The sequence below is a fragment of the Streptomyces sp. WAC06614 genome (assembly GCF_003949795.1).
Classification (GTDB): Bacteria; Actinomycetota; Actinomycetes; order Streptomycetales; family Streptomycetaceae; genus Streptomyces.
The window spans coordinates 1-11,298 of the sequence record NZ_RPRY01000231.1; the positions used below are offsets into that span (position 1 = coordinate 1).

An 11,298-nucleotide genomic window follows, 5' to 3' on the forward strand; every position below is an offset into this window, starting at 1 on the left:
CCCCGGACGCGCCGACCACCCCGCCGGTCACCCCGGGCGGCTCCACCGCCCCGACCGCACCCACCGACCCCACGGCGCCCACCGCGCCCGGCATGGCGCCGGGGTCGCCGGGGACGCCGGGTGCGACCCCGACCGCCCCGGGTGCGCCCTCGACCGCCCCCGGTGCTCCCACCGCCCCGGGTGCGCCGTCCGCCGGCACCGGCAGCCACGCTTCCGGCGAGGGCACCGGACGCCACCGCGGCGCCCCGGCCGTCGAGAGCCGGAGCGCGGCTGAAAACACCTCAGAACCGACGTACACCGTGAAGCCGGGCGACAACCTCACGGCCATCGCGGACGCGAAGGGGGTCAAGGGTGGCTGGAGCGCCCTCTACAAGGCCAACGAGCAGGTCATCGGCACCAACGCGGACCTGATCAAGCCCGGCCAGAACCTGGATGTAACCGCGAATTAGGGGCACTTCGGGCGGCCGGAAAGAGGTGGATGTCCGTTTCGTGCAAGTGAGACATGCATCTCTTCCGGTCAACTGGCGTGTCCCTCTTGCGGAATGTCGCAAACCCCCGTCTCACCTGCATAAACACCCTTTTCGGGAGTGCAAGTAGGGGTGGTTTCCGCCGGAAGTCGCTTGTTGAACATCGGGCGGAGACCTGTCTACCTTCTGGATCGCCCGCCACCGTGGGCCCCTTCGACCGCATCGCCGAATCCTGCCGGCGGTCGCGAGGGAACAGTCGTCGCGCAAGCGCCGGAGGCAGGAGCGGGGGACCCAAGGTTTTTGCCGGGACCGGCCATTGAGAGATGGTCACGGGAACGGCTAGGGGTTAAGCCACGCGCTAGGTCGCGAGGCCGGGCACCTCATTGGCCCGAACCCGACAGCTCACCTCGTAGGCGTCGGTGAGGAGAAGTTCCATGCTGCTTTCCGGCAAGGGCAAGCACCGTCGTGCCTCGAAGGCCACCCGCATCGTCACGCTCGCCGGCGTCACCGGCGCGGCCATCGCCGCCCCGCTGATGACCGCCACCTCCGCGAGCGCCGCCACGGCCTCCCAGTGGGACGCCGTCGCCCAGTGCGAGTCCGGCGGCAACTGGTCCATCAACACCGGCAACGGCTACTACGGCGGCCTGCAGTTCTCCCTCAGCACCTGGCGCGGCTACGGCGGCACCGGCATGCCCCACCAGGCCAGCAAGGCCCAGCAGATAGCCATCGCCGAGAAGGTCCTCAAGGGCCAGGGCAAGGGTGCCTGGCCGGTCTGCGGCAAGGGCCTGACCAGCGCCGCGTACAACGGTGGCGGCGCCGAGACCCCGGCCGCCAAGCCGAAGTCCGAGCCGAAGAAGCAGGAGAAGAAGGCCGAGACCCCGGCGCCGAAGAAGGAGACCAAGCGCACGGAGGCGCCGACCACCCGGTCCGAGCGCACCGAGACCCCGGTCACCAAGGCCGCCCCCGCGGCCCCGCAGACCGGCAACGGCTCCTACGAGGTGAAGTCGGGCGACACCCTCAGCACCATCGCCCAGGCCCAGGGCGTCCAGGGCGGCTGGCAGAAGCTGTACGACCTGAACAAGGACATCGTCCAGGACGCCGACCTGATCTTCCCGGGTCAGAAGCTGAAGCTCAGCTGAACGTTGCGCGAGCACGCGCGGTGACCACCACCGCGCCGTTCGCGGGACGCGCGAGCGCGCGTCCGCACCCCACCGCCGCCCGGCGCGTCACCGTACGCGCCGGGCGGCGGTGTGCGTGGGGCCGGTCCGGGGTGGCAGCGGAGTCGATCACGCGTCCCTATGTCCCGTAAGGAGGGTATTCGGACCCTTTTTCGTCCCAGGGGGCGGGCGGTCGGCCGACCGACCGCCCGGAGCCGGTTAGGCTCTAGGGCGGCAGGGCCATCCCACGGCCCGGACCGCCACCGCACACCCAGCGTCACATCCCAGAAGGAGATGCTCGTGCCGTCCATCGACGTCGTCGTAGCCCGGGAAATCCTGGACTCCCGAGGCAACCCCACGGTCGAGGTCGAGGTCGGCCTCGACGACGGCAGCACCGGCCGTGCTGCCGTTCCCTCCGGTGCCTCCACGGGCGCCTTCGAGGCCATCGAGCTCCGCGACGGTGACCCGAACCGCTACATGGGCAAGGGCGTCGAGAAGGCCGTCCTCGCCGTCATCGAGCAGATCGGCCCCGAGCTGGTCGGCTACGACGCCACCGAGCAGCGCCTGATCGACCAGGCCATGTTCGACCTGGACGCCACCGACAACAAGGGCTCGCTCGGCGCCAACGCCATCCTCGGCGTCTCCCTGGCCGTCGCGCACGCCGCGTCCGAGGCCTCGGACCTGCCGCTCTTCCGCTACCTCGGCGGCCCGAACGCGCACCTGCTGCCCGTTCCGATGATGAACATCCTCAACGGCGGCTCGCACGCCGACTCCAACGTGGACATCCAGGAGTTCATGATCGCGCCGATCGGCGCCGAGTCGTTCTCCGAGGCCCTGCGCTGGGGCACCGAGGTCTACCACACCCTCAAGTCCGTGCTGAAGGCCAAGGGCCTGTCCACGGGCCTGGGCGACGAGGGTGGCTTCGCCCCGAACCTCGGCTCCAACCGCGAGGCCCTGGACCTCATCCTGGAGGCCATCAAGCAGGCCGGCTACGCCCCGGGCAAGGACATCGCGCTCGCGCTCGACGTCGCCGCGTCCGAGTTCTTCAAGGACGGCAAGTACCTCTTCGAGGGCCAGGAGCGCTCCGCCGCCGAGATGACCGAGTACTACGAGGAGCTCGTCTCCGCGTACCCGCTCGTCTCCATCGAGGACCCGCTGTTCGAGGACGACTGGGCCGGCTGGAAGGTCATCACCGAGCGCCTCGGCGCCAAGGTGCAGCTCGTCGGTGACGACCTGTTCGTCACCAACCCCGAGCGCCTGGCCCGTGGCATCGAGGAGGGCACCGCGAACGCCCTGCTCGTGAAGGTGAACCAGATCGGCTCCCTGACCGAGACCCTCGACGCCGTCGAGCTCGCCCAGCGCAACGGCTTCAAGTGCATGATGTCGCACCGCTCCGGCGAGACCGAGGACGTCACCATCGCCGACCTGGCCGTCGCCACCAACTGCGGCCAGATCAAGACCGGTGCCCCGGCCCGCTCCGAGCGCGTCGCCAAGTACAACCAGCTGCTGCGCATCGAGGAGATCCTCGACGACGCGGCGGTGTACGCGGGCCGTTCCGCCTTCCCGCGGTTCAAGGGCTGACACTGACGCCGCGCCAGGGGTGACACCCCTGCGGGCGCACGCCTCCGTACGTCCCCGCACCCGGTCCCGTACCGTGTGCGGGGACGTACGCGCTTACCAGGGGAGGCGACAGCCATGGCCGGGAACCGGGACCGGTTCTCCACCGCGACCAGGCTCAAGCAGCTCGGGGAGCGGACCGCGGCCCACGTCTACCGCTCCCAGTCGCGCCGTCAGGTCCGCCGCAGCAGGCTCACCGGCCGCGCCGCGCTGCTGGTGCTCGTCCTCTGTACGCTGGTCGTCGCCCTCGCGTATCCGATGCGCCAGTACGTCTCCCAGCGCTCGGAGATCGCGGAGCAGCAGCGGGCGGCCGACGAGGCCCGCCGGCGGCTCGAAGAGCTGCGCGACGAGAAGGCCCGCTGGCAGGACCCCGCCTACGTGGAGCAGCAGGCGCGCCAGCACCTGCACTACGTACGGCCCGGGGAGATCGGCTACACCGTGATCGACCCGGACGCCGAGGCCGAGGAGAAGCGCCGCAGCGGCAAGGACGCGGCGGACCGCCCCTGGTACTCCAACGTCTGGGACGGCGTGGACAAGGCCGACCGCCCCGACAACCGATGATCATCCGCGAACGAAGAGACTTCCTCCAGGCATGCAGACGCCCCCGCCCCAGACCGAACGGACCGAGCCGACCGACGCGGACATCGACGCGTTCCAGCAGCAGCTCGGCCGCCCCCCGCGCGGGCTGCGCGCGATCGCGCACCGCTGCCCCTGCGGCCGGCCGGACGTCGTCGAGACCGCGCCCCGGCTGCCCGACGGCACCCCCTTCCCCACGCTCTACTACCTGACCTGCCCGCGCGCAGCCTCCGCGATCGGCACGCTGGAGGCCAACGGCGTGATGAAGGAGATGCAGGCCCGGCTCGCCGAGGACCCGGAGCTCGCCGCCGCGTACCGCGCGGCGCACGAGGACTACATCCAGCGCCGTGACGCCATCGAGGTGCTCCAGGGCTTCCCGAGCGCGGGCGGCATGCCCGACCGGGTGAAGTGCCTGCACGTGCTGGTCGGCCACTCGCTGGCGGCCGGCCCGGGCGTGAACCCGTTCGGTGACGAGGCGCTGGCGATGCTGCCGGAGTGGTGGGCCAAGGGTCCCTGCGTCACCCCGTGCGGGGCGCAAGGGACCGCAGGGGAGACCGCGGGGGAGTCGGCATGACCCGGGTCGCCGCCATCGACTGCGGGACGAACTCCATCCGCCTGCTGGTCGCCGACTGCGACCCGGTCACCGGCGAGCAGCGGGACCTGGACCGCCGGATGACCATCGTCAGGCTCGGCCAGGGCGTGGACCGGACCGGCCGGCTGGCCCCGGAGGCCCTGGAGCGCACCTTCGCGGCCTGCCGCGCGTACGCCGCGGTGATCGAGGAGCTGGGCGCCGAGAAGATCCGCTTCGTGGCGACCTCGGCGTCCCGGGACGCCGAGAACCGCGAGGAGTTCGTCCGGGGCGTCGTGGACATCCTGGGCGTCGAGCCCGAGGTGATCTCCGGTGACCAGGAGGCGGAGTTCTCCTTCACCGGCGCCACCAAGTCCCTGGCGCACCGCGACGACCTGCCCACGCCGTTCCTGGTGGTGGACATCGGCGGCGGCTCGACCGAGTTCGTCGTCGGCGAGGAGCACGTGCGGGCCGCCCGTTCGGTGGACGTCGGCTGCGTCCGGATGACCGAACGTCACCTGGTCGTGGACGGCGCCGTCACCGACCCGCCCACCGCCGCGCAGGTCGCCGCGATGCGGGCCGACATCGAGGCCGCCCTCGACCTCGCGGAGCAGACCGTCCCGCTGACCGAGGCCCGCACCCTGGTGGGCCTGGCCGGCTCGGTGACCACGGTCGCCGGGATCGCCCTGGACCTGGCCGAGTACGACTCGGCGAAGATCCACCACGCGGTGATCCCCTACGAGCAGGTCCGCGGGATCAGCGAGCGCATGCTGACCGCCACCCACGCCGAGCGCGCGGCCCTCGGCGTGATGCACCCCGGCCGGGTCGACGTCATCGGCGCCGGCGCGCTGGTGCTGCGGGCGCTCATGGAGCGGATCGGGGCCTCGGAGGTCGTGGTCTCCGAACACGACATTCTGGATGGAATCGCCTGGTCCGTCGTCTGACCGAAGGACGTAAGTCCCGAGATCCAAAAGAAGTTCGTGAAGTTCTTCACAAGGAAAATGAGCCTGGAGACCCCTTCCGGAGGCACTTTGTGACCTTCCAGGAGTCTCCAGGCTCGTTTTGCGAGGTCGTTCGTGCACATCGTGGACAGGGCGCACGTCCCGTCGGAGGTATGTACCAACCCGGTGGTCCAGTCCGGTCGAAGGCTCGGAGGCCAGGTCGGAGTAGGTGAACAACGACTCCCGCCGCCCCGTGGTTCCCGTCCGCCGGCATGACCTGGGTCACGTGGGCCGCGCAGTGTAGCAGAGGGCCCACCGGTCCTTGTGAAGGCCCTCACGAGCATCGCCTCTTCGGGTGCTGGATACTCGTTCCATGAGCACCACGGAGCGTCCCAGGATCCTCGTAGTAGGCGGTGGGTACGTAGGCCTGTACGCAGCCAAGCGCATCCTCAAGAAGATGCGCTACGGCGAGGCGACCGTCACGGTCGTCGACCCGCGGTCGTACATGACCTATCAGCCCTTCCTCCCCGAAGTGGCCGCCGGCAACATCTCGCCTCGGCACGTCGTCGTCCCGCTGCGACGCGTGCTGCCCAAGGCTGAGGTTCTCACCGGCCGGGTCACCAGCATCGACCAGGACCGCAAGGTCGCCGTCGTCACGCCGCTGGTCGGCGAGGCGTACGAGCTGCCCTTCGACTACCTGGTGATCGCGCTCGGCGCCATCTCCCGCACCTTCCCGATCCCCGGCCTCGCCGAGCAGGGCATCGGCATGAAGGGCGTCGAAGAGGGCATCGGTCTGCGCAACCACGTGCTGGAGCAGCTCGACAAGGCGGAGTCCACGACGGACGAGAACGTCCGCCGCAAGGCCCTCACCTTCGTCTTCGTGGGCGGCGGCTTCGCCGGCGCGGAGACCATCGGCGAGGTCGAGGACATGGCCCGCGACGCCGCGAAGTACTACTCCACCATCAAGCGCGAGGACATGCGCTTCATCCTGGTGGACGCGGCCGACAAGATCCTTCCCGAGGTCGGGCCCAAGCTCGGCGCCTGGGGCAAGGAGCACCTCGAGTCCCGCGGCATCGAGATCTACCTCAACACTTCCATGGACTCCTGCGTGGACGGCCACGTGGTCCTGAAGAACGGCCTCGAGGTCGACTCCAGCACCATCGTCTGGACCGCCGGCGTCAAGCCGAACCCGGCCCTGGCCCGCTACGGCCTGCCGCTGGGCCCGCGCGGCCACGTGGACTGCGAGCCCACCCTCCAGGTCAAGGGCACGGACTACATCTGGGCCGCGGGCGACAACGCCCAGGTCCCGGACATGGCCCTGCGCAAGGCCGGCGTGGAGAACGCCTGGTGCCCGCCGAACGCCCAGCACGCGCTGCGCCAGGCCAAGGTCCTCGGCGACAACGTCATCTCCGGCATGCGGGGCTTCCCGCAGGCGGAGTACGAGCACCACAACAAGGGCGCCGTCGCCGGCCTCGGCCTGCACAAGGGCGTCGCGATGCTGGTCTTCGGCAAGATGAAGATCAAGCTCAAGGGCCGGCTGGCCTGGTACATGCACCGTGGCTACCACGGCATGGCCATGCCGACCTGGAACCGCAAGATCCGGGTCTTCGCGGACTGGACCCTCGGCATGTTCCTCAAGCGCGAGGTGGTCTCCCTCGGCGCGCTGGAGACCCCGCGCGAGGAGTTCTACGAGGCCGCCAAGCCGGCGCCGGCCCCGGCCGCCGCCGCTGCCCCGGCCGAGAAGGCCAAGGCCTCCTGAGCCGGGACCGGACCTGACGGTCCGGGCCGTACGACCCCGAAGGGGCCGCCTGCCATCCGTGGTGCGGGCGGCCCTTCGGCGTGTCCGGGGCCCTCCGTGCGGCCCGCACCGTCGATTGCCCGGCGCACCAGGTGGGTAGAGGGATGCGTCGGAGTCTTTCCTGGAGGTGTGGGCCCATGACCGACGCCGCGCCACGGCTGGCCGCGCTCGCCGAGACGCTGCTGGGCGAACCGCTGCCCGTACGCATCCGCGCCTGGGACGGCAGCGAGGCCGGCCCGCCCGGGACCCCCGTGCTCGTCGTCCGGCACCGCCGCGCCCTGCGCCGCATCCTGTGGAAGCCGGGCGAACTCGGCCTGGCCCGGGCCTGGGTGGCCGGGGAGCTCGCCGTCGAGGGCGACCTCTACGAGGCCCTCGACCGGCTGGCCGGGCTGATCTGGGAGCGGCGGCCCAGGAGCCTCACCGACCCGCGGCACGGGCCGCTCGCCCTGCTGCGCGACGGGGACGCCCGCTCCGCCGCCCGCGACCTGGTCACCCTCGCCCGGCCGCTGCCGGCCCCACCACCGCCCCCCGAGGAGGCCGTCCGCCGCGGCGGGCCCGTCCACTCCCGCGGCCGCGACCGGGAGGCCGTCAGCCACCACTACGACGTGGGCAACGACTTCTACGCCCTCGTCCTCGGCCCGTCCATGGTCTACTCCTGCGCCTACTGGGAGCCCGGCGGCACCCTGGAGGAGGCCCAGCACGCCAAGCTCGACCTGGTCTGCCGCAAGCTCGCCCTCGACAGCGGCCAGCGGCTGCTCGACGTCGGCTGCGGCTGGGGCTCCATGGCCCTGCACGCGGCCCGCGAGTACGGCGCCCAGGTCACCGGCATCACCCTCTCCCGGGAACAGGCCGTCCACGCCCGCAAGCGCGTCGCGGAGGAGGGCCTGGCGGACCGGATCGAGATCCGGGTCCAGGACTACCGGGACGTCAAGGACGGCCCCTACGACGCCATTTCCTCGATCGGCATGGCCGAACACGTCGGCTCCGCGCGCTACCGCGAGTACGCGAGCGACCTGTTCGCCCTGCTCCGCCCCGGCGGCCGGCTGCTCAACCACCAGATCGCCCGCCGCCCCGAGCCGGACGAGAACGCCTACCGCATCGACGAGTTCATCGACTCCTACGTCTTCCCCGACGGCGAACTGTCCCCCCTCGGCACCACCGTCACCGAGCTGGAACGGGCCGGCTTCGAGGTCCGCGACGTCGAGGCGCTGCGCGAGCACTACGCCCTGACCCTGCGCGCCTGGGTGGCCCGGCTGGAGGCCCACTGGAAGGAGGCCGTCCGCCTCACCTCGCCCGGCCGGGCCCGGGTCTGGCAGCTCTACATGGCCGCCTCCGCCCTCGGCTTCGAACGGGGCCGGCTGGGCGTCAACCAGGTCCTGGCGGTGAAGGACGCGCCCGACGGGTCCTCGTACCTGCCGCTGCGCACCCGTACCTGGCCGGCCGTCTGAGACGGGCGCCGCGGCAGCGCGAAGGGCCCCGCGACCACGAGGTCGCGGGGCCCTGGGCGTGCCGGCGTCACCCGGACGGGCGCGCCGCGGCTACTCCGTCTTGATGGCCGTCAGCATGTTCAGCCGGGCGGCGCTGCGGGCCGGCCACATGGCGGCCAGGACCCCGACCACCGCGGCCAGCAGGAGGAAGATCCCGAGCCGGCCGTAGGGGAGGACCAGCTCGTAGCCGGGCACCACCTTGCTGAACGTCGTACCGAGGGCCCAGGCGAGGAACACGCCGACCACCACACCGAGCACCGCGCCGAACAGCGAGATCACCACGGCCTCCAGGCGGATCATGTTCTTGACCCGGCCGCGGTCCAGGCCGATGGCCCGCAGCATGCCGATCTCCTGCGTCCGCTCGAACACCGACATCGCCAGGGTGTTGACCACACCGAGCACCGAGATGATCAGCGCCATGCCCAGCAGGCCGTACATGATGTTCAGCGCGAGGTTGACGATGCCGCCCATCTCGTTGCGCATGTCCTGCTGGGTGGCGACGCGGATCGCCGGGTTCTTGCCGAGGGCGTCCACGACGGCCTGCTCGGCCTTCTGGGACTCACCGCCGGTGTTGACGTACACCTCGGGGATGTACGGTTCCTCGCTGTGCGCGCGCAGGATCTTGTCGTCGAGCACGTACGGCGAGAGCAGCCCGTCCAGCTCCTTGTAGACCGCGCCGACCTTCAGCCGGGCCGGGGAGCCGTCGTCGAACTCGGCCTGCACGACGGAACCCACGGCCAGGCCGTTCTTCTTCGCGGTGGGCTCCGCGACCGCGACCTCGCCCTTGGCCAGGCTGTCGAGGCTGCCGGCGACCACGTCGATGTTGAGCATGTCGCCGATGGACGCCGGGTCGACGCCGGAGGCGGCGCGGAAGTCGCTGCCGATCCGCAGGAAGCCGGCGGTCTGCGGGGAGACGCCCTTGACGCCCGGGGCCTTGGCCAGCGCGTCGATCACGGACTTGTCCAGGCCGCCGCCGCCGTCCGCCATGGACACCTTGTAGTCGGCCTTGATCTTGTCCGAGCTCATCCGGTCCACGGCCTTGCCCATGGTGATGCCGAGCACCGACAGCGTGGTGACCAGGGTCAGACCGATCGTCAGCGAGGCCGCGGTGACGGCCGTACGGCGCGGGTTGCGCACCGCGTTCTGCGCGGCCAGCTTGCCCGGCACCCCGAAGACGCGCCGCAGCAGCGGGCGGATCGCGGCGATGACCGGGCGCGACAGCAGCGGCAGCAGCACGATCAGACCGAGGAGGAGGAAGAAGGCGCCGCCGCCGAGGACCTCACGGCCGTCCCCGCCCATGGAGACGCCGGTGAAGACCAGGCCGATGCCCAGCAGGGCCAGCAGGACGCCGAAGACGTTGCGCACCACGAGGGACTTGGCGGTGGCCGGCAGGTGGGCGCTGCCCATCGCGGCGACCGGGGGGATCCGGCCGGTGCGCCAGGCGGGCAGCAGCGCGGACAGGGTGGTGACGACCACGCCGATGACCAGGGCCCACACGACGGTCGCCGGGGCGACCACCAGGTCGCCGGCGGGGATCTTGGCGCCGAGGGAGTCCATCAGCGAGCGCATGCCCACGGCCAGCCCGACACCGGCGAGCAGACCGGTCACCGCGGAGACCAGGCCCACGACCACGGCCTCGGACAGCACCGACCGCATGACCTGTCCGCGCTCGGCGCCGACGGCGCGCAGCAGGGCCAGCTCCTTGGTGCGCTGGGCGACCAGCATGGTGAACGTGTTGTAGATGAGGAAGATGCCGACGAAGAGCGAGATCAGGGCGAAGGCCAGCAGCATCGTGCTCATGCTGCCCATCTCCCGCTCGATGCTCTTGGCCTGCTCCTTGGCGAGCGCGGCGCCGGTCTGCGCCTTGGTGGTCTTCGCGTCGAGCAGCGGCTTGATCTCGGACAGCAGGGTGTCGGGGGAGGCGCCGGGCTTGGCGGCGACCGCGAGCTCGGAGTAGAAGCCCGGCTGGAGGTAGAGGGTCTGGGCGACCTTGGTGTCGAACAGCACCAGGCTGCCGCCGGCGTTGACCTGGCCGTCCTCGGTGGTGAACACGCCGGAGAGGGTGTACTCCTTCACCGGGCCGTTGGTGGCCACGCGGACCTTGTCGCCGACCTTGTACCTGCCGGTGGCGGCGGTCGCCCGGTCGAGGGCGATCTGGTCGTCCTTCACCGGGCCGGTGCCGTCGGTGAAGGTGTAGCGCGGGTCCTTGCCGTCCTTGACGGGCGCGTAGTTGGCGCCGCGGTTGGCCCAGCCGCTGCCGATCAGCTTGCCGTTCTCGTCGCCGACGCCGGCGAAGCCGGAGACCCGGCCGGAGACGGAGTCGACGCCGTTCAACTTGCCGATCCTGTCGAGGGTCTGCTGGCTGATGCCGGGCTCGCCCTGCTTCTTGCCGTTCTCGTCGCGGACGGTGCCGTACGAGGTGACGGAGACGGCGACGCCGTCGTAGCTCTTGGCGGACTGGCCCGAGAGGGCCTTGCCGAGGGTGTCGGTGAAGACGAGGGTGCCGGAGACGAAGGCGACGCCGAGCATGACGGCGAGCACCGTCATCAGCAGCCTCGCTTTGTGCGCGAGCACGTTGCGCAGGGCGGTACGGAACATGGAGGTCGGTCCTGGGGCTGGAAGTCTGTGGGTGGCTTCGGAGGATCAGGGACTGATCAGCTCGTGCGGCCCTTGGCGTCGAAGGCCTT

General features: G+C 71.0%; 9 protein-coding genes and 1 riboswitch. Of the genes, 8 read left to right on the top strand and 1 reads right to left on the bottom strand.

Annotated elements, in window-relative coordinates:
* The 8 genes from EF918_RS39145 to EF918_RS25415 all read left to right on the top strand — a co-directional run.
* On the top strand, positions 1 to 449 hold a 449-nt coding region (locus tag EF918_RS39145; RefSeq protein ID WP_125650843.1), incomplete at its 5' end, for a LysM domain-containing protein.
* Between the two features lie 276 nt (positions 450 to 725).
* Positions 726 to 898, top strand: a riboswitch (cyclic di-AMP (ydaO/yuaA leader).
* 3 nt (positions 899 to 901) lie between these two features.
* The gene (locus tag EF918_RS25385) at positions 902 to 1,606 is read left to right on the top strand and encodes a transglycosylase family protein (protein ID WP_125650845.1); all 705 of its coding nucleotides are present in this window, start codon (positions 902 to 904) and stop codon (positions 1,604 to 1,606) included.
* Positions 1,607 to 1,918: 312 nt separating this feature from the next.
* Positions 1,919 to 3,205: a phosphopyruvate hydratase gene (eno, locus tag EF918_RS25390; RefSeq protein WP_125650847.1), complete on the top strand. Its 1,287-nt coding sequence runs from the start codon at positions 1,919 to 1,921 to the stop codon at positions 3,203 to 3,205.
* Positions 3,206 to 3,319: 114 nt separating this feature from the next.
* Positions 3,320 to 3,802, top strand: coding sequence for a septum formation initiator family protein (locus tag EF918_RS25395; RefSeq protein ID WP_125650849.1), 483 nt, complete (start codon positions 3,320 to 3,322; stop codon positions 3,800 to 3,802).
* A gap of 31 nt (positions 3,803 to 3,833) precedes the next feature.
* Positions 3,834 to 4,391: a DUF501 domain-containing protein gene (locus EF918_RS25400; RefSeq protein WP_125650851.1), complete on the top strand. Its 558-nt coding sequence runs from the start codon at positions 3,834 to 3,836 to the stop codon at positions 4,389 to 4,391.
* Positions 4,388 to 5,329, top strand: a complete 942-nt coding sequence (locus EF918_RS25405; RefSeq protein ID WP_125650853.1) for a Ppx/GppA phosphatase family protein — start codon at positions 4,388 to 4,390, stop codon at positions 5,327 to 5,329. Before EF918_RS25400 ends, EF918_RS25405 begins: the two co-directional genes overlap by 4 nt.
* A gap of 370 nt (positions 5,330 to 5,699) precedes the next feature.
* Positions 5,700 to 7,085 carry an NAD(P)/FAD-dependent oxidoreductase gene (locus tag EF918_RS25410; RefSeq protein WP_125650855.1) on the top strand — a complete coding sequence of 462 codons (1,386 nt, stop codon included), beginning with the start codon at positions 5,700 to 5,702 and terminating at the stop codon, positions 7,083 to 7,085.
* Between the two features lie 176 nt (positions 7,086 to 7,261).
* Positions 7,262 to 8,572, top strand: coding sequence for a cyclopropane-fatty-acyl-phospholipid synthase family protein (locus EF918_RS25415; protein ID WP_125650858.1), 1,311 nt, complete (start codon positions 7,262 to 7,264; stop codon positions 8,570 to 8,572).
* A gap of 90 nt (positions 8,573 to 8,662) precedes the next feature.
* On the opposite strand, the gene EF918_RS25420 is transcribed toward EF918_RS25415, so the two are convergent.
* Positions 8,663 to 11,209, bottom strand: a complete 2,547-nt coding sequence (locus EF918_RS25420) for an ABC transporter permease (RefSeq protein WP_125650860.1) — start codon at positions 11,207 to 11,209, stop codon at positions 8,663 to 8,665.
* Positions 11,210 to 11,298: the final 89 nt, after the last annotated feature.

What these genes read in the sequence shown, in the direction of transcription:
- EF918_RS25385 (WP_125650845.1), top strand. Translation starts at nt 902, where the DNA reads ATGCTGCTTTCCGGCAAGGGCAAGCACCGTCGTGCCTCGAAGGCCACC.
- eno (WP_125650847.1), top strand. Translation starts at nt 1,919, where the DNA reads ATGCTCGTGCCGTCCATCGACGTCGTCGTAGCCCGGGAAATCCTGGAC.
- EF918_RS25395 (WP_125650849.1), top strand. Translation starts at nt 3,320, where the DNA reads ATGGCCGGGAACCGGGACCGGTTCTCCACCGCGACCAGGCTCAAGCAG.
- EF918_RS25400 (WP_125650851.1), top strand. Translation starts at nt 3,834, where the DNA reads ATGCAGACGCCCCCGCCCCAGACCGAACGGACCGAGCCGACCGACGCG.
- EF918_RS25405 (WP_125650853.1), top strand. Translation starts at nt 4,388, where the DNA reads ATGACCCGGGTCGCCGCCATCGACTGCGGGACGAACTCCATCCGCCTG.
- EF918_RS25410 (WP_125650855.1), top strand. Translation starts at nt 5,700, where the DNA reads ATGAGCACCACGGAGCGTCCCAGGATCCTCGTAGTAGGCGGTGGGTAC.
- EF918_RS25415 (WP_125650858.1), top strand. Translation starts at nt 7,262, where the DNA reads ATGACCGACGCCGCGCCACGGCTGGCCGCGCTCGCCGAGACGCTGCTG.
- EF918_RS25420 (WP_125650860.1), bottom strand. Translation starts at nt 11,209, where the DNA reads ATGTTCCGTACCGCCCTGCGCAACGTGCTCGCGCACAAAGCGAGGCTG.